Source organism: Flavivirga aquatica, from assembly GCF_001747085.1.
Taxonomy (GTDB): Bacteria; Bacteroidota; Bacteroidia; order Flavobacteriales; family Flavobacteriaceae; genus Algibacter_C; species Algibacter_C aquatica.
On the sequence record NZ_MDJD01000007.1, the window covers coordinates 198,393 to 218,189 of the forward strand.

13 protein-coding genes are annotated in these 19,797 nt (G+C 31.7%); 7 read left to right on the plus strand and 6 right to left on the minus strand.

The features are described 5' to 3' along the window. Positions 1 to 44: 44 nt before the first annotated feature. Positions 45 to 2,786: a 2-oxoglutarate dehydrogenase E1 component gene (locus A8C32_RS01605; protein ID WP_069828701.1), complete on the minus strand. Its 2,742-nt coding sequence runs from the start codon at positions 2,784 to 2,786 to the stop codon at positions 45 to 47. Between the two features lie 244 nt (positions 2,787 to 3,030). On the opposite strand from A8C32_RS01605, the gene A8C32_RS01610 reads away from it, so the two are divergent. The 3 genes from A8C32_RS01610 to ric all read left to right on the plus strand — a co-directional run bounded on the left by A8C32_RS01610 (position 3,031) and on the right by ric (position 4,930). Then, positions 3,031 to 3,474, plus strand: a complete 444-nt coding sequence (locus A8C32_RS01610) for an alpha-ketoglutarate decarboxylase (protein ID WP_240491668.1) — start codon at positions 3,031 to 3,033, stop codon at positions 3,472 to 3,474. Between the two features lie 111 nt (positions 3,475 to 3,585). Beyond that, the gene (locus A8C32_RS01615; RefSeq protein WP_069828703.1) at positions 3,586 to 4,089 is read left to right on the plus strand and encodes a c-type cytochrome; all 504 of its coding nucleotides are present in this window, start codon (positions 3,586 to 3,588) and stop codon (positions 4,087 to 4,089) included. A gap of 124 nt (positions 4,090 to 4,213) precedes the next feature. Beyond that, positions 4,214 to 4,930, plus strand: a complete 717-nt coding sequence (gene ric, locus A8C32_RS01620) for an iron-sulfur cluster repair di-iron protein (RefSeq protein WP_069828704.1) — start codon at positions 4,214 to 4,216, stop codon at positions 4,928 to 4,930. Positions 4,931 to 5,007: 77 nt separating this feature from the next. Here the strand turns inward: ric and A8C32_RS01625 are convergent, their stop codons facing one another. Together A8C32_RS01625 and A8C32_RS01630 are read right to left on the minus strand one after the other, a co-directional pair. Continuing rightward, positions 5,008 to 5,355: a hypothetical protein gene (locus A8C32_RS01625; RefSeq protein WP_069828705.1), complete on the minus strand. Its 348-nt coding sequence runs from the start codon at positions 5,353 to 5,355 to the stop codon at positions 5,008 to 5,010. Beyond that, a complete protein-coding gene (locus tag A8C32_RS01630; protein WP_069828706.1) occupies positions 5,355 to 6,329 on the minus strand; it encodes a polyprenyl synthetase family protein in 975 nt (324 codons plus the stop codon). The genes A8C32_RS01625 and A8C32_RS01630 overlap by 1 nt, the downstream gene beginning before the upstream one ends. Before the next feature lie 123 nt (positions 6,330 to 6,452). On the opposite strand from A8C32_RS01630, the gene A8C32_RS01635 reads away from it, so the two are divergent. The 4 genes from A8C32_RS01635 to A8C32_RS01650 all read left to right on the plus strand — a co-directional run bounded on the left by A8C32_RS01635 (position 6,453) and on the right by A8C32_RS01650 (position 13,230). After that, positions 6,453 to 7,058, plus strand: a complete 606-nt coding sequence (locus tag A8C32_RS01635) for a TetR/AcrR family transcriptional regulator (RefSeq protein WP_069829153.1) — start codon at positions 6,453 to 6,455, stop codon at positions 7,056 to 7,058. 2 nt (positions 7,059 to 7,060) lie between these two features. Then, a complete protein-coding gene (locus A8C32_RS01640; RefSeq protein ID WP_069828707.1) occupies positions 7,061 to 8,404 on the plus strand; it encodes a TolC family protein in 1,344 nt (447 codons plus the stop codon). A 26-nt stretch (positions 8,405 to 8,430) separates the two neighbouring features. Further along, positions 8,431 to 9,600 (plus strand): efflux RND transporter periplasmic adaptor subunit, encoded by a 1,170-nt coding sequence (locus A8C32_RS01645; RefSeq protein WP_069828708.1) that lies wholly within the window; start codon positions 8,431 to 8,433, stop codon positions 9,598 to 9,600. Positions 9,601 to 9,705: 105 nt separating this feature from the next. After that, positions 9,706 to 13,230 carry an efflux RND transporter permease subunit gene (locus A8C32_RS01650; protein WP_069828709.1) on the plus strand — a complete coding sequence of 1,175 codons (3,525 nt, stop codon included), beginning with the start codon at positions 9,706 to 9,708 and terminating at the stop codon, positions 13,228 to 13,230. Positions 13,231 to 13,398: 168 nt separating this feature from the next. Here the strand turns inward: A8C32_RS01650 and A8C32_RS01655 are convergent, their stop codons facing one another. The 3 genes from A8C32_RS01655 to A8C32_RS01665 form a co-directional block, all read right to left on the minus strand. Then, entirely contained in the window at positions 13,399 to 13,671 is a 273-nt protein-coding gene (locus A8C32_RS01655; protein WP_069828710.1) for a hypothetical protein, read from the minus strand. Positions 13,672 to 13,766: 95 nt separating this feature from the next. Then, the gene (locus A8C32_RS01660) at positions 13,767 to 16,577 is read right to left on the minus strand and encodes a TonB-dependent receptor (RefSeq protein WP_432416486.1); all 2,811 of its coding nucleotides are present in this window, start codon (positions 16,575 to 16,577) and stop codon (positions 13,767 to 13,769) included. A gap of 367 nt (positions 16,578 to 16,944) precedes the next feature. Beyond that, positions 16,945 to 19,566, minus strand: a complete 2,622-nt coding sequence (locus A8C32_RS01665) for a TonB-dependent receptor (protein ID WP_240491669.1) — start codon at positions 19,564 to 19,566, stop codon at positions 16,945 to 16,947. Between the last annotated feature and the right edge of the window lie 231 nt (positions 19,567 to 19,797).

Genomic DNA, 19,797 nt, shown 5'->3' on the forward strand with positions numbered 1-19,797 from the left:
CTTATAATTTTAATTGTATCTTAATTTCTAATTTAGGTATTGAATTAATCAATATTGAAAACTGCATCAATAACACTTTTCTGTCTTCTTTTATCTCTTGTACTTGATCCTGGTGCTGGCACAGAACTATAAGGCCTTGAATATACATCTAACTTAACCAAATCTAAGCGTTGTACTATATGACTCCAAGCTCCCATATTCTTAGGCTCTTCTTGTGCCCAAGCATATGTTTTAACATTTGGATAACGATCAATAATTGCTTGTATTTTCTCTAAATGTAATGGAAATAATTGCTCTATTCTTATTAAAGCTATATCTTCTCTATTTAGTATTTCTCTTTCAGCCAATAAATCATAATAGAATTTACCTGTACAGAATACTATTTCTTTAACCTTTTCTGGATTAATAGTATCATCTATAACTTCTTGAAATTCACCTTTAGCTAATTCACTCATTGACGACACCGCTTTAGGATGACGTAATAAACTTTTTGGTGTAAATACAATTAAAGGTTTTCTGAAATCACGTTTCATTTGACGACGCAATAAGTGGAAGATACTAGCTGGTGTTGTACAGTCTGCAACAATCATATTATCATTACCACATAACTGTAAATAACGTTCTATTCTTGCCGATGAATGCTCAGATCCTTGACCTTCATATCCATGAGGTAATAACACAACAATACCATTTTGAGATTTCCATTTATCTTCAGCTGCAGATAAGTATTGATCAAAAATAATTTGAGCACCATTACTAAAATCACCAAATTGTGCTTCCCAAATGGTCAATGTGTTTGGATTAGCCATAGCATATCCATAATCAAACCCTAATACACCATATTCAGATAAAAATGAATTGTAAATATACATTTCACCTTTATTTTCTGGATTGGTATTTAAAAGGTTGATACGTTCTTCTGATATTTCGTCTCGTAAAATCGCATGTCTGTGGCTAAATGTACCACGCTCAACATCTTGACCTGAAATACGCACATTAAACCCTTCTTCCAACAAACTACCATAAGCTAATGTTTCTGCCATTCCCCAATCTAATGTATCGGTTTCAAAAACCATTTTAAAACGACCACTTAAAATCCTTTCAGCTTTACGTAAAAACTTAACACCTTCTGGAACTGTAGAAATTACTTTAGATATATTTTCTAACTTATCTTTAGGATAAGTCGTGTCTTCAGTTTTAAGTATTCCTTCTATTCCTTTACGCTCGAATGCTGTCCAACGTTCTTGCATAAATTCTCTAACTTTTGATGATTCTGCTCCCTTAGATTTTTCATATTCTCTCTCTAAAGTAGCCTTGAAATCACCAACAATTCCATCTACATATGCTTTATCAATAGTATTCTCTGCTATTAATTTATCTGAGTATATTTTAAACGGATTAGCGTGTTTTGATATTTTTTTATATAATTTTGGCTGTGTAAACCTAGGTTCATCTCCCTCATTATGTCCATACTTTCTATATCCTAATAAATCAATATAAACATCTTTTTTATAGCGCATTCTGTATTCTAATGCCATTTCTACAGCATGAACAACAGCTTCTGCATCATCGGCATTAACGTGAAGTACTGGAGACAACGTTACTTTTGCTACATCTGTACAATATGTACTTGATCGTGCATCTAAATAATTGGTTGTAAACCCTATTTGGTTATTTACAACAATATGAATCGTTCCTCCTGTTTTATATCCATTTAATTGGCTCATCTGTGCAACTTCATAAACAACACCTTGCCCAGCAATTGCAGCATCTCCATGCACTATAATTGGTATAATTTTCGAATCATCACCACCATAATCATTATCAATCTTAGCACGTGTAATACCCTCTGCAACAGGAGCGACAGTTTCTAAATGAGATGGATTAGGCACCAAATTCATTTTTATATTCTTACCATTTTGGTAAGTCTTATCTAGAGTTAATCCTAAATGATATTTTACATCTCCATCAATATCTTCATCTTCAAAATCTTTACCATCAAACTCACTAAAAAGCTCATTTACTGGCTTTCTAAAAATATTAACAAGTGTACTTAAACGACCACGGTGAGCCATTCCTAATACACACTCTTTAACACCATATTTTTCTACAGCATAAAAAAGCACATTACTAATAGCTGGTATTAAAGACTCCCCACCTTCTAATGAAAAACGTTTTTGACCAACATATTTCGTTTGCAAAAAGTTCTCAAACGTAACAGCCTGATTTAATTTTGAAAGAATATATTTTTTTGTTTCAGCTGAATAATTTGGCTGATTATCATTAACATTTAATTTTTCTTGCCACCACTTAATAACCTCTGGGTTTCTTAAGTACATATACTCTAAACCTATAGAACTACAGTAAATATTTTCTAAATGATTGATTATTTGGCGTAAAGTTTTTGCTCCTATTCCTAGAATTTCCCCTGCATTAAAAACTGTATCTAAATCACTTTCAGAAAGGTCAAAACTTTGTAAATCTAAAGTTGGGGAATAACTTCTTCTTTCTCTAACAGGATTTGTTTTGGTAAACAAGTGTCCTCGTATTCTATACCCGTCAATAAGTTTAACAACATGAAATTCTTTTTGAACATGTTCTGGTATTTGAGCAGAGGCACCTTCAATAATTTCTCCGTCTAATCCGTAATTCTCACTACCAAAATCATAACCTTGAAAAAAGGCTCTCCAACTTGGCTCTACCCCATCTGGATTCTGTAAATATTGATCGTATAAATCAGCAAAATATGCTGTGTGTGCTGCGTTTAAAAATGAAAATTTGTCCATTGGTGCTATTAATACCGTGTAGTTTAATCAAAATATTCTTCAAAAATACAACTTTTACTAAAATTAGATGTTTCTTTAACTATATTTATAAACCCATAATATACTTTTAACGAATATATATTTTTACCTGTTAATTTTTTAATGATTTCTAATTTTCATGATAACATTCCTTTCATTTAATAAAAAAGTTACCATTTTTTTAATAGTCATCATATCTTTTTTTCAATTTATGCAAGCGCAAGAAATGAAAAGCGATTTCTGGAATCATGTCAGGTATGGCGGTGGGTTGGGATTGAATTTTGGTAATCATTTTTTTAGCGCAACATTAGCTCCAAATGCTGTTTATGAATTTGATAAAAATTTTGCTCTTGGTCTAGGTCTTAGTGCTACTTTTAATAATCAAAAAAAAGTTTATAAATCTACCATTTTAGGAGCAAGCCTAATTGGATTATATAATGTTATTAATGAATTACAAATTTCTGCTGAATTTGAAGAACTCAATATAAATAGAAGATATGATGTTAATATAAATATCCCTGATGACAATTACTGGTTACCAGCCTTATTTATTGGTGCTGGATATAGAAGTGGAAACATAATTTTCGGTATTAGGTACGACCTTTTATATGATGAAGATAAAAGTATTTACTCAGATCCTTGGGCTCCTTTTGTTAGGTTTTATTTTTAGCCCAGTTTTTTATTTAACATCAAAAATTAAGGAGGTTTATTTTGAACATGATTTTTATCAACTTTTCTTCCTTTTTTGCGCTATAGTTTTGCTTTATTAAAATAAACTAATATGAAAACTATATTAAAATACTTAATCGTATTCATAACATTATTCTTTTTTAATTGTTCTGACAAAAAGGAAAAAAACAAGAAAGGTTTTTCATACGAGAATTCATTACAAAAAACAGAACAAATAATAAAAAAAAACGCATCCATATCTGCATCAAAAAAAATAGACCTTAACAACAAAGGCATTGGTCCAATTACTTCATTAAAATTATCCAGCAAAATAAACCAAACTATGGTAACACATGGCGCAAATGTATTTAAAAGAATGTGTACTGCTTGCCATAAGTCTAATAAAAAATTTATTGGACCATCTCCACAAAACATATTACAACGGAGATCCCCAGAATGGATAATGAATATGATTTTAAACCCTAGTGAAATGACACAAAAAGACCCATTAGCAAAAGCGCTACTCATAGAATTTAACGGCTCACCAATGCCCAATCAAAGCCTATCTATAGATGATGCTAGAAACATATTAGAATATTTTAGAACACTTAAATAATTTATTACATTTTTTAAATAATTCAAAAACTAACAAATATCATCTTTTAAACTTATTTGAATCAATAATTTTGAATTGACATTAAAAAAGACATAATTATCTTTTTTGACTTTAACCAGAATATATGAATATCCTAGAAAATAAAACAGTCGCAGAAACAGTTGCAGAAAACATTAAAACGGCTCATGTTTTTAAAAAATACGGTATCGATTTTTGTTGCGGTGGAGGCATAACTATAAAAAAAGCCTGTGAAAAAAAACAACTTGACTATTCGGCTCTAAAAGACGAGCTACTACAAGTTGATGAAGCTCCAAAAAATTACGCTTACAATACTTGGAACCTTAGTTTCTTAATTGACCATATTATTAATGTACACCACATTTATGTAAAAGAATCTATTCCTTTAATTCTTCAATATTCAAACAGAGTTGCTCAAGTACATGGACACCACTACACAGAAGTCGTTAAAATCAACAAACTTTTTACCGAAGTTGCTAACGAATTAACAGCACATATGAAGAAAGAAGAACTCATTTTATTTCCTTATATTAAAAAGTTATTACAGACAGAAAAAGGTGTTACATTGTCTTCGCCTCCTCCATTTGGCACTATAAGCACTCCTATACAAATGATGGAATCTGAACACGAAACTGCTGGTGATATTTTTAAAGTTATAGCTAAACTCACAAACAACTACATCCCTCCAGAAGGCGCATGTAATACTTTTAAGGCATTGTACGCAAAACTAGATGAGTTTGAACAAGACCTACACGAACACATTCACCTAGAAAACAATATTTTACACCCTAAAGCAATAGAATTAGAAAAGAACTTTATATAAATTTTTACCCAAAAAACTCCCTACGAGATTAAAAAACCTTGTAGGGAGCTTTTTTGGATTTCATAATTATATTTAAATCAATAATTATGACGAAACCATACCTTTTGCCACTCTCTCTTTAATATTAAAAAAGACACATCCTCTGCCAATTTAAGGATATCATTTCCATCTAAAGCTTTTACTTGATTTTCTGGCACATCAATTATATATAACAAGTTTAAGTATTCAGTAAATTTTTCTTGAATTAATTTATAAACTGTATCATGAAGTATAAGCTTTAAGCTTGAAGGCAGAACCTCTTCATGAAAGTCTAAATCAATATTTGCTAAAAGAAAATCTTTATTAAGCTGAATCACCAATTTCTTATACAAATCTAATTGATTAGCTTCTTTAATTAAGCCTTCAAAATTTACTGGTGCTTGCATTATACTTTTCTATTTATTAAACTACCTCCAAAAGTTTTTAATAACTCTTTTTCATCCTCTTCAACATCCAAAAATTCGAGCACACTAAAAGCTCTATCTGTATACTCTTTAATCGCTTTTTTAGTTGCTTCAGCAGAACCAGATGATATAAAAATCTGTTTAGCTAAATCAATTTTATGAGTTGGATCTTCTGGATTTGTAGAAAATAAATCTTGTAATTTAGTTTTATCCAATTCCTTTGAAAACTCTAAAGCTTTTAAATACAAATACGTTTTTTTATTCTCTATAATATCTCCTCCTACTTGTTTTCCAAAAGTCTTAGGATCACCAAATGCATCTAAATAATCATCTTGTAATTGAAAAGCAATACCTAAGTTTTTACCAAACTCATAAATACTATGCTGGTCTTCTTTTGGTGCTTTAGCAATAATAGCTCCCATATTCATAGCAGCTCCAACCAAAACAGCAGTTTTATATTCAATCATTTTTAAATATTCAGGAATTGTAACATCATTTCTCGTCTCAAAATCAACATCATATTGTTGTCCCTCACAAACCTCTAAAGCTGTTTTGCTAAATAGTTTTGCTAAATCTTGAAAAACATCTGCTTCGTAATTTTCAAATAACTGATATGCCATAATCAACATAGCATCACCCGAAAGGATCCCTCTATTAATATCCCATTTTTCATGCACTGTTTTTTCACCTCGACGCAAAGGAGCATCGTCCATAATATCGTCATGAACCAATGAGAAATTATGAAACACCTCTATACTTAATGCAGCGTTCAATGCCTCTTTATAATCACAATTAAATATTTCGGCAGTCATTAATGTTAAAACAGGACGCAATCTTTTCCCCCCTAATCCTAAAATGTATTCTATAGGCTCATAGAGATTTCTTGGTTCTTTTACAGTTGAATACGTTTCTAAAAACGCTATAAATTTTTCTTGATATTTTTCTATTGTAAGCATTAAGCAAAAATAAAGTAATAAGTAACATTAAAAAGTTTGAATCTCAATTAAATGTTAAAAAACCATAAAACGAAGGAAACTTTTTTTGTTTTTAAAGTTTCCTTCGTAGCTTTGCGTCTTATTATGAGAGATAAAATTATACCAAAAGCAGCAGAATTATTTTTAACACTAGGTTTTAAAAGTGTCACAATGGACGATATTGCCCAAGAAATGGGTATATCTAAAAAAACCATTTATGTCCATTTTGCTAATAAAACAAAACTGGTTGAAACTGTTACCTTTGAGCTTTTTGAAACCATTTGCGATGGTATAGATGATATTTGCGATAGTTCTAACAATCCTATTGAAGAATTATATGATGTAAAAATGTTTGTGATGCAACATTTAAAAAATGAAAGATCATCGCCTCAATTTCAACTTAAAAAATATTATCCTCAAATATATGATGCCCTAAAACTTAAACAATTTGAAAAAATGCATGTTTCCGTAAAGGAAAGTCTTCAAAACGGAGTAGACACAAAACTATTTAGACCAAACATAAATGTTGACTTTATTTCTAGAATGTACTTTAATGGTATGACAGGAATAAAAGATCCCTCTATTTTTCCTAAAGAAATTTACAGCATGGAATATTTAATGGAAAGCTACTTAGAATATCACTTAAGAGCTATTGTTACAGATAAAGGTCTAGAAATTCTAAATAAATTTATAACATCAAATCAATCATAAAAATGAAGAACAAACTAATTTTATTTTTTTGTTTACTAGCCTCAATCTCTATGTTTTCACAAGAAAACAATAAAAGCTTCACATTGCAAGAAGCTATAGATTTTGCATTAGTAAATAATAGAACTGCTAAAAATGCTGCTCTAGACATTAAAGCTGCAGAAAAGCAAAAATGGGAAACCACCACTATAGGTTTACCTCAAATTAATGGAAAAATTGATTATAATAATTGGCTGAAGCAACAAGTTTCTTTAATTCCTGCAGAATTTTTTGGAGGTAATCCAGGTGAGTTTTCAGAAGTTGCTTTTGGCACTAAACAAACGATGAGCGGTACAGTAACGTTAGAGCAATTAATTTTTGATGGCTCTTATTTAGTTGGTTTACAATCTGCCAAAGTCTTTTTAGAAATCTCAAAAAATGCCAAAAAGAAAACAGATCTTGAAGTAAGAAAAGCAGTTATCAATGCTTACGGAAATGTTTTATTGGCCGAGGAAAGTATAGAAATACTAGAACGTAATATTAATGTTTTAGAAAAAAACCTAAATGAAACCTCTAAAATCTATGAAAACGGTTTAGGAGACGAAGAAAGTGTTGAGCAACTACAAATCACATTATCTGCAGTAAAAAGTAATTTAAGCAATACATCACGCTTAAAAACTTTAGCTTACCAAATGCTAAACATCACTTTAGGTACCGACATAAATTCTAAAACCATACTAACAGACAATTTAGAAAGTTTAACTACACAGAATATTGTTTTAACACTCCTTAATTCTGAAGAAAAAGTTGAAAATAGCATTGATTATAAAATTGCAGAAAATGATAAAACAGCTAAAAAGCTTCTTTTAAAACTAGAAAAAAGCAAAGCTTTACCTTCTCTACGTGGGTTCATTAATGGCGCTTACGCTGGAAATGCTAACGACTTCGATTTTCTTAAAAAAGAACAAAAATGGTTTGGCTCATCTCTATTAGGTGTTTCAATGAATATTCCAATTTTTAGTTCTGGAGGAAGAAGTGCCGCGACACAACGTGCTAAAATAAATTTTGAAAAAGCAAAAGAAAATCTTACCGAAACCGAACAGAAATTAAAGCTTCAAATCGCGTCAGCAAAAAGTGATTATCAATTTGCTATTGAAGATTATGAAAATAAAAAGCAAAACTTAAATCTTGCAGAACGTATTGAAAAAAAGAATCAAACCAAATTTTTTGAAGGTATTGCTTCAAGCTTTGAATTGAGACAAGCTCAAACACAACTATACAGTTCTCAACAAGAATTCTTACAAGCCATGCTTGATGTTATCAATAAAAAAGCTGAATTAGAAACGGTATTAAACAAAACCAATCAATAGATAATCAACACACAAAATCAATGACAATGAAAAATATATATTCACTTCTACTGGCAACAGCTCTATTAACATCATGTGGCGCCGATAAGAAAAAAACTGTTGAAGATATTATTGCAACAGACAACTTAGAACTTATTAGAAAAAAGAAATCTGAGTTAGATGCTTCTGCTCAAGAAATTTCTGCACAATTAAAACAATTGGAAGCAACAATAAAGGTTTTAGACCCTCAAGAAAAAATACCATTAATAACTACTTTTAAGGCTAAAGAAGATGTATTCACACACTTTGTTGAATTGCAAGGTAATGTAAGTACAAAACAGAATTTGGTAATTTTCCCTGAATTTTCTGGAGTTTTAACTCGAGTATACGTTAAAGAAGGACAAAAAGTAAGCAAAGGGCAAATTTTAGCAAAAATTGATGATGGTGGTTTAAGTCAACAAGTAACACAATTAAAGATTCAAGCAGATTTAGCAAAAACAACATTCGAGCGTCAAGAACGTCTTTGGAATCAAAAAATAGGTAGCGAAATCCAATATTTACAAGCAAAATCTAGTTACGAAGCACAACAACAAGCCGTTAGTCAATTACAACAACAAGTTGGAAAAACAGTTGTTCGTGCACCTTTTTCTGGTACTATAGACGACGTTATTAGTGAACAAGGTAGTGTTGTAGCACCAGGACAATCACAGTTATTTAGAATAGTAAATCTTAACAAAATGTACATTGAAACTGAGGTTCCAGAACGTTACATTTCAACTATTGTTAAAGGCAAAGAAGTTAAAGTAGATTTCCCTATTCTAGGAAAACAATTAGATGCAAAAATACGTCAAGCTGGAAATTTTATTAACCCAGCTAACAGATCCTTTCGAGTTGAAGTAGAGATTCCTAATAAAGACAGATCTATAAAACCTAATCTTACAGCTAAACTTAAAATTAACGATTACACAAACGATAAAGCCATTTTAATACCACAAAGTATTATTTCCGAGAATGCTGAAAATCAACAATATGTTTACACTATAACAAATAAGGTAGAAAACAAAGCTACAGTAAAACGTGTTATCATAGAAACAGGAAAAACACAAGGAGATTATATAGAAATATTATCTGGTCTTAAAAACGGAATAGAGATTATTGATGAAGGTGCTCGTAGTGTAAAAGATGGTCAAGAGGTTAAAATCCTTGTTGTAGAATAAACTTGTCATTTCTGCTCAAGCAGAACTAACTCTATTTTATAACAATTGAGTTGTATAACAAAAAAGGTCCTTTGACTATTCAGGGCGACAAAAAAATAATCAATCATGACTAAAGATAAAAAGAAGAAAAAAGTAAATAAAGAATTTGGATTATCCTCTTGGGCTATCAACAATAAAACAACCATGTATGTGTTGATTACGTTGATATTATTTCTTGGTACAGGCGCTTATTTTAGTATGCCTAGAGAAAATTTTCCAGAAATTAAAGAAACCAAAATTTATATAAGTTCTGTATACCCAGGAAATACTGCCGAGGATATCGAAAAACTTATCACAGATCCCATTGAAGATAAACTAAAAACAGTTAGTAATGTGGTTGAGATAACCTCAACCTCTCAAGAAGATTACTCCATTGTTATTGTAGAATTTGATGAAAGTATTACTGTAGAAGCTGCAAAACAAAAAGTAAAAGACGAGGTAGATTCTGAAACTTCTAGTGAAGATTGGCCAACCTTTAATGGTGCCAAAGTAGAGCCAAATGTGTTCGATTTAAGCATGTCTGAAGAAATACCAATTCTTAATATTAATATTTCTGGTGATTACCCAGTAGATAAACTTAAAGAATATGGTGAATATCTTGAAGATGAAATAGAGAGTTTGCAAGAAATTAAACAAGTAGATATTCGTGGTGCTCAAGATAAAGAAGTAGAAGTCGCTGTAGACATCTATAAAATGATGGCAGCTCAAGTAAGTTTTGATGATATTATAAATACTATTAGCAGAGAAAACATGACTATGGCTGCTGGTAATTTAATTACAAGTGGACAACGACGTACTATAAGAATACTAGGTGAAATCGAAGACCCAAAAGAACTTGAAAGCTTTGTTGTAAAATCTGAGCACAACAACCCTATCTATTTAAAAGACGTTGCCAAAGTAACATTTAAAGATGAAGACAAAACAACATACGCTAGAGAGTTTGGGCATCCTGTTGTTATGCTAGATGTTAAGAAACGTGCTGGTAAAAACATGGTAGCTGCTGCAGAACAAATTGATATTATAGTTAAAAATGCTATTGAAAATGTATTTCCTCCAGATTTAAAAGTTACTGTTGCTAACGACCAATCCTCTAAAACCATTGGTCAAGTAGACGATTTAGTGAACAATATTATATTCGGTATTATTTTAGTTGTTACCGTTTTAATGTTCTTTTTAGGATTTAAAAACGCCTTATTTGTTGGTTTTGCTATCCCAATGTCCATGTTCATGTCATTAATGATATTAGATTACCTAGGATATACCATGAATACTATGATTCTGTTTGGTTTAATTATGGGACTTGGTATGTTAGTAGATAATGGTATTGTAGTGGTAGAAAACGTATATCGTTTAATGTCCGAGGAAGGTATGAACAGAATAGAAGCTGCCAAAAAAGGGATTGGTGAAATTGCGTTTCCTATTATTATTTCCACAGCAACAACAGTAGCAGCATTTATTCCTTTAGGATTATGGCCAGGAGTTATGGGACAATTCATGATATATTTTCCAATTACATTATCTGTCGTTTTAGGCTCATCATTATTCGTTGCTATATTCTTTAATTCCGTTATGGTATCTCAGTTTATGACTACTGAAGATAAGGATATGCCACTTAAACAGATTATTAAAATTTCTGCAATCGTTGGAAGTATAGGTTTACTTATTTTAATCGCGGGAGGAGCCTATAGAGGTTTAGGAACCTTAATGATAGTAACTGTTATTTTACTTTGGATGTATCGACTATTCCTAAGAGGTTGGGCAAACGGATTTCAAAACAAAATCCTACCAAAATGGGAACGTTTTTATGAAAAAATGCTACGTGCTGCATTAGGCGGTAAAAAACCGATATTAATTACTGTAGGAACAGTTATTTTACTTTTTGTTGCTTTTATGGGTTTTGGAGCTTCTGTAGGAAGTCAACGTACCAAAGTAGAATTCTTTCCAGACAATACACCTAACCAAATTATTGTTTATATAGAATATCCTGAAGGGACAGATATAAAAAAAACCAATATCATTACAAAAGACATAGAGCAACGTGTTTACAAAATTATTAATGACCAAGCATACATACATGGTGATTTTAATTTCTTAACAGAAAGTGCCGTATCTCAAGTAGGAGAAGGTGCAGGAAACCCCCAAACAGATGGAGGTTCTGCAGCAGAAATGCCACATCGCGGAAAGATTACAGCGACTATGCGTGAGTATAAATTTAGAGATGGAGCAGATAGCAATGTACTTCTTAAAAAGGTACAAGAAAATTTAAAAGACATCTACCCTGGTGTTGCCATATCTGTTGAAAAAGATGCCGTAGGACCACCTGCTGGATACCCTATTAACGTAGAATTAGAGGGCGATGATTATTCTGAATTAATTGCTACTGCTGAAAAAATGCGAGATTTTGTCAACTCTAAAAACATTCAAGGGATTGACGAATTGAAAATTGATGTAAACAAATCTAAACCATCAATGCAAGTTATTGTAGACAGAAAAAAAGCTGGTGAACTTGGTGTAACTTCAGGTCAAGTTGGACAACAATTGCGTAATGCTATTTTTGGAGCTAAAGCAGGCATTTATAAAGAAGATGGAGAAGATTATGATATTTATGTTCGCTTTAATGAAGAAAACAGATATAATACCAGCGCAATTTTCAATCAGAAAATTACTTTTAGAGATATGGCTTCTGGACAAATAAAAGAAGTACCAGTTTCGACAATTGCAAAACAAAACAACAACTCTGGTTTTAGTGCTATAAAACATAAAGATGTAAAACGTGTTGTAACCTTATATTCTGCATTAGCTCCAGGTTTTACAGATGCTGGTGCTATTGTATCTCAAATTCAAAATGAAATGCAAAGTTTTACCGAAAAACCTAACAGCGTAGAAATAGATTACACAGGACAAATAGAAGAGCAAAATAAACAAATGGCATTTTTAATGGGAGCATTCTTTACAGGTTTAGGCTTAATCTTCTTTATTTTAATATTCCAATTTAATTCGGTTTCGAAACCAGGAATTATCATGCTTGCTATCTTCTTAAGTTTAATAGGTGTATTTGGTGGTATTGTTGCAACTGGTAGCTCATTTGTTATCATGATGACTATGATGGGCATTATTTCACTTGCTGGAATTGTGGTAAACAATGGTGTAGTACTTTTAGATTACACACAACTTTTAATAGATAGAAAAAAGGTTAAACAAGATTTAGATGATAAAGAATATTTACAAACTAACGACTTAATTGAGGCTATAGTAAAAGGAGGAAAAGCTCGTTTACGTCCTGTACTACTAACAGCAATTACTACTATTTTAGGATTAATTCCATTAGCAACGGGTTTAAATATTAACTTCTTTACTTTGTTTAGTGAGTTTAATCCACATATTTATATGGGAGGAGATAATGTAATTTTCTGGGGACCTCTTGCTTGGACTGTTATTTACGGTCTTTTTATAGCAACATTCTTAACCTTAATTGTAGTCCCTATATTATTTTATTTAGTAACTAAATTAAAAATGAAAATATGGAAACCTACAGTTAAAGAGGAGTTAACAACTCAAGAAGTTTTTGAATTAACACCTAATAAACAATAATACAGCTTGAAATACAGTTGTAATATGTGAGTCCTTTTATCATCCCTAAAAAGGATTAATTAATAGCAGAAAAGTCGCAATTTAAAATTGCGACTTTTCATTTTTATAATCAATAAGACTTGTCAACTATGCTTGTTATTACTTTAATATGATTTACATATAACGTTTTTATAATTCACCATCAATATTATGAATTATATCATATTCATTTTGTAATTCCCAAACTAATTTAATAACATTTTTTTGTTCTTCATTTGGTTCTCTATTCCAAGAAACGGCAAGTTTTCCTTTATGATCATGCAAAGAAATAATTTCTGGAATCTTTTGTTCACTTAAGTCTCCGACCTGAAATTTATATATTCTAGAAACTTTTTCTAATCTCGCGATTCTAAAAGGTTCATTTTGTCCGCCTCCACTAGAAGATGTTAAAGATATATTCATAATTTATTGGTTTTTATTTATTACAAAAATTCTTAAAACTTTGATTTTAGCTATTATACTCTACACAAATGCTTCTCTACAAATAAATAACAACATTACTTCAACTTAAAACTTAATCTAGCAAAAAGGAAACGCCCTCCAATACCAAACTGCTGTGCTCGTCTTGACCAATCAAAACGTCCGCTACTTCTATTAGTTCCTCCATCTGCTAAAACTTGAGCAGCTCTATCTGGATAAATATCAAACAAATTATTAGCTCCTACAGTTAATGTTAAACTTTCCGAAGCTTTATAACCAAAAGACAGGTCTGTTACTAACTTGGTTCCAAATACCTGTTGTCTATCTACATTCGTAGTAGCCTCGGTAACTTCTCCAAAATAAACATTTCGTAAAAACACATTAAACTTATCTACTGTTAAGTTATTAGTTAAATTTAATTTTGTTCTTGGTACTGCTTCCTCTAAATAAACTCTACTATCTTCTGGAAAATACGTTCCTACTAAACCAGCGTCTTCCAAAACTTGAGATGCATTTATACGTCCTACTTGTTTTGTTTTGGATAATGTTCCAGACAAATCAGATTTTAACCTCATGTTTGTACCTATGTTAGCTTTATGCGTAATAACAATATCTACCCCTTTAGACTCAGTATCGATTGCATTGGCAAAAAATGATGCTGCAGATGCATTAGCTTGAGCCAATTCGGCAGCAATTGCATCCCCTCCAAACTGTCCTGTATATACAACACGATCGTCAATACCCACAAAATAACCATCGACAGTAATAGTCATATTAGCATCTGGTAGTTTTGCCGTTAAACCTAAACTAATACTTTGAGACGTTTCTTCTTTCAATTCTGGAATACCTAATATTTCTGCTACCCTACTATCGTTTGCAAAAGTTCCTACTTCTACTGGGTTTCCATTTTGATCGAATATAGTTGATGTTGAATTAAAATTTAACTGATGTAAAGATGGTGCTCTAAATCCTGTATTTAAAGCCGCTCTTATATTCAGGTTCTCACCTGCCTTTAATAGGGTTGCTAATTTAAAGTTAATTGTCGATCCAAAATCTGAATAGTTCTCAAAACGTGTTGCGAAACTCGCTAAAAAAGTTTCAGAAAAATCAGCCTCTAAATCAAAATATCCTGCAATACTACTACGCCCTCTAGAAAGCTCATTATTAGGACTAAATCCTGGGAACACTTGCGATCCTCCCGGTCTTGAAGCTCCAAAAAAGTCTTGAGCTGCTTCTTGAGTAGCTAATGTTATAACTTGCCCCTCTGCTGTGTATCTTGAATACGACGCTTCTTCTCCAGCTTCAATCTCATAGTTTTCTAATCTATATTCTGCACCAAATGCCACGTTTAATCCTTTTAAAATATCGTCGTAAAACTGACTAACATCTAAATTAACTGTATTTTGCATGAAGTTAAACCCACCCGCATCGAACGTTGTTGGAGACGCTTTTTGAAAAGATGCATTAAAGGTATTACCTATAGTATATAAAAAAGCATTTCTTCCCCAAGTATTACTCAAATCTACATTCCAATTATTTATTTTACCTTTTATACCAACAGCAAATGATTTATCGGTAATTGTAGAATTAATTTCTGGTAAAAACCCATTAATATAAGCTGGCGTATACGTTCTACTTTGATTTGGTAATCTATAAAAACCAGCAGAGTTTCCTTTTCTAGAACTTGTTCCTGCAAACGAATATAATTCGGTACCATTATCATCTAATGGCAACGATAAATTAGCAAAAAAACGTCCGCCACGCACTTCAGACTGACCAACACGCATATTAAAATCGCTTCTAACTAAACCTCTAGCTGCCAATTCTGCGTCTGTATTGTCGCCAGATAAAATGGTTTGTAATTCTGGTTTTGTAAAACTACTCCCAGTAGGAATAATACCTGCTTGACCTGCATAAAAATTAACATCGTCAACATTTTCATCTAGCAACTGGGTTAGATCGTAATCATCATTATTTGCAAATCGTTCAACAGTATTATAAAGGTTAAAAACATTGCCTTCCCATTCTTTCATTCTACCATAATCTTCTCTAAAATCAAAATCTCCGGTAAAATTAATGAATCCACCATTAGTCCCTATTGGCAAACCATAATTCGCACTAATATTTACGGTTTCGCCATCTACACCTCCTGTTTGGTCATTGGCGTTTTTAGTAAAATTTGCTCCCGTAGTAACATTTAAAGTAAGCTCGTTAACATTTGTATTTAAAACAATATTAATAACACCTGCAATAGCATCAGACCCATATTGTGCCGCTGCTCCATCTCGCAAAACCTCTAATCTTTTAATAGCTCCAGATGGTATAGCATTTAAATCTGTACCAACACTACCTCTACCAAAAGTACCATTAACATTAACTAACGATGAGTTATGCCTTCTTTTTCCATTAATTAAAACAAGTACTTGATCTGGCCCCAAACCTCTTAAAGAAGCTGGATCAATATGATCTGTACCATCTGAAATGGTTTGTGTATTGGAAGTAAATGAAGGTGCTACAAAATTTAAAATTTGATTTAAATTTACTTGTGGTCCTTGTGCTGTTAATTCTGTAATATCTATAACATCTACTGGTACTGGAGTGTCTACAGCTACTCTACTAGGGTTTCTTGAACCTATAAGTACTACTTCTGATAGTGAAACACCAGATTGCATAGTAACATTTAATGTTGTTCCAGAAACTCGAATTTCTTGAGTTTCGTAGCCAACATAAGAGAAAACCAGAATATTTCCATTACTGGCTGTTATGGAATAATTTCCATCAAAATCTGTAGTTGTTCCTTGTGTAGTTCCTTTAAGAACAACAGAAACCCCTGGTAATGGTTGAGATGTATCATCTACAACATTTCCAGAGACCTCTTGAGCCATCATAAAATCTGACGCTCCTATAAACATCAAAAACATAATTAACTTAATAGGTAATAGTTTACTCATAATAAAAGTGTTTTGAATTAGTTATAAGCTAATATATATAAATTAAACCAGTTTTTTCGTACAAAAAAATACATATATTTATGTTCACAGTATATTCTTAATAAGAAACCAGATTAAAACACACACATTTAACAACTTAATATACAAAAACTTAAGCATTATAAAATGCTTGTTTTCTTATATTCTACCTCAAAAACAGGATATAACCATTTTTATTTTTTTAACTCTTGAAAGATCAAAAAAAAATCGCCTAAAATATTTTTAGGCGACTCTCTTATTTTATTTTAAAATAACGCTTTTATTCTTAAAACTTAAAAGTAACTCCTCCATTAATGGTAGTACCATTAAATCCAAACTGATTTACCTCCCAAGGGTACCTAAAACGACCTCCTAAATCTGTTACAACATCACCTCTTGTTTCAATCTCATCTGGATAAACATCTAAAAGATTACTGGCTGATACTGTAGCCGAAAATTTATCACAAAACTTATAATTAACTACTAAATCTGTAATCACTTTTCCAGAAAAAGTTTGATCATTAGCTGGCGTTGTTGCATGTTGCCAAGTTACCTCTCCAAAATAAGTATTATTTAATATAAAGTTCCACTTACTTATATTATAATCTAGCCCTAATAAAACTTTAGATTTTGGTCTAGATGAAATAATTCTAGATTGTTCTTTTCTATTAAAAATATCATAACCATTTGCAGCTAGTAAAGAAGGAGTACCTATTTGCCCTTCAATTTTAGTTTCATTAAAATTTGCTGCTAAAGTTGCTCCTAACTTACCCTCTCCTAACTCAATATTTCTATAATTCATAACTAAATCTACACCAGAAGTATTTGTGTTTACAGCATTTACAAAGAATTTTAAACTCGTAATGGAATTATCTATTAATACTTGCTCTACTGGATTTGTAGTTCCAGTGTCTCCATCAAAACCAATTTCTCCTGTAAATAAAACACGATCATCTACTTTTACATTGTAGAAATCTAACGAGACTGAAAAATTACTATCAAATTTATATGTAATTCCTGCCGAAATATTTTTAGACGTTTCTGCTGTTAATTGTGGCACACCCAAACCTTCTCTAATTACTGGATCTACATTATTAAAAGTCCCTTGGTTCGAAATTGTTCCTCCAGATACTAAAGTTTGAATATTACTCAAATATATTTGATGTAATGAAGGTGCTCTAAATCCTGTACTATAAGATCCTCTAATAGCGCCTTTATCTCCTAAAGAATATCTTGCATTAACTTTCCAAGAAGTATTATCTCCAAAATCACTAAAATCCTCATACCTAACAGCTCCACCTATAAGTAATTCTTCAATTAGCTCCCATTCTAAATCTGCATAAACCCCATAATTATCTCTGGTTGCTTTAACTTCGTTACTAGGTTGCAATCCTGGAAACGATTGAACACCTCCCATAATATAAGATGCTGGCTCTCCTGCTTTAGCCGTAAATCGTTCTCCTCTAACCTCGGCTCCAAATGCGATATTTACTTGGCCTAAATTTCTAGAAAAATCTAAATTAGCTAATGTACTGCTAAATGTATATGCACCAACATCAAAAGAAGTAGGGCTATTGGCTCCAAGCGCAGGGTTAATGCTGTTATTTACTTCATAATCTACAGCATTTCTTCCATAAGTTCCACTTAAATCAACATCAAAATCAAAAAGCTTCCATTTTGCACCAGCAGTCATATTATTATCTCTAACATCTGTTTCAAACGTAGGCTGAAAACCTTGATATTCTGTACCTGCTTCGTGCAATAAATTAAATGGATCTTGTACCCAATAAGGTGTTCTATATAATGCAAAACTTTTACCTTTTCTATAAGTAAGTCCTCCAAAGGCGTAAAACTCACCTTCACATTTTTTAAAAGGAATACCTGCATTAAAAAACACATCCAGTTTTTTTAGTTCAGGTTGTCCAATGTTCATTCCTAAATCTGGATTCTCAGCTAACCAATCCCCAAAAACGGGATCATCTGCTAATACTCCAAACAACTGATCTTCTCCAGGAGTACCAGCTCTATTTGTTTTTTCTTGCTCATAATACCCTGCTGTAAAGTTTAAATAACCACCGCTGTCTCCTGTTAAAGCCGTATTTAAATCTACTCCAAAATTAAATCCATCGCCTTCTGTAGTAACACCAGTTTTTGCATTTACTGTGGTATATTCTACACCTTTTTTTAATACCATGTTTATTACTCCCGCTATAGCATCAGATCCATATTGTGCAGATGCACCGTCTCTAAGAACTTCTATTCTTTCTATAGCTGCTGAGGGTATACTTTTTAAATCTACACCAACTTCTCCTTTACCTGGAGTATCGTTAATATAAACCAAAGCACTTTGGTTTTTTCTTTTTCCATTAACTAACACCAAAGTTCTACTAGGTCCTAAACCTCTTAAATCTGCAGGATCAAAATGTGCAGTTGCATCTGAAACGGTTTGATTTGTTGAATTAAAAGAAGGTACTTTATAGGTTAACATTTTATCAACCGTTGGTTGCCCTGTGTTTGTAAGCTCTTCTAGTCCTATATTATCAATTGGAACAGGAGAATCTAATATGGATCTTGGTTTAGATCTATTTCCAACAAGCACTACAGCATCTAAAGCAACTCCAGGTTGCAATGTTACATCTAAAATCCCACCTGTAACAGTTGCTTCTTGACTTTCGTAACCTACATAAGAAAAAATTAAAACATCGCCATTGTTTGCTGTTATGGAATATTTTCCATCAAAATCTGTTGTGGTTCCGCTAGAAGTTCCCTTAATTACAATTGAAACTCCAGGTAAGGGTTGAGATGTATCATCTACAACTATTCCTTTAACCTCTTGAGCAATAATAAAATTTGATGCTCCTATAAACATCAAAAACATGATTAATTTAATAGGTAATAGTTTACTCATAATAAAAGTTTTTTGAATTATTCGAAGCTAATATATATAAATTATATAGTCTTTTTCATACGGAAAAATAAAATACCAAATCTACGATTTATACTTTTACGAATAAAACAGTTAAAATCCTATATGTATTTACTAATATAATCAAAAAAAAATAAATATTATTTAAACATGTTTTGTTTACATATCTAAGCTTAGAATTAGAAAAACATAGCATTAAACAAATGTATTTTC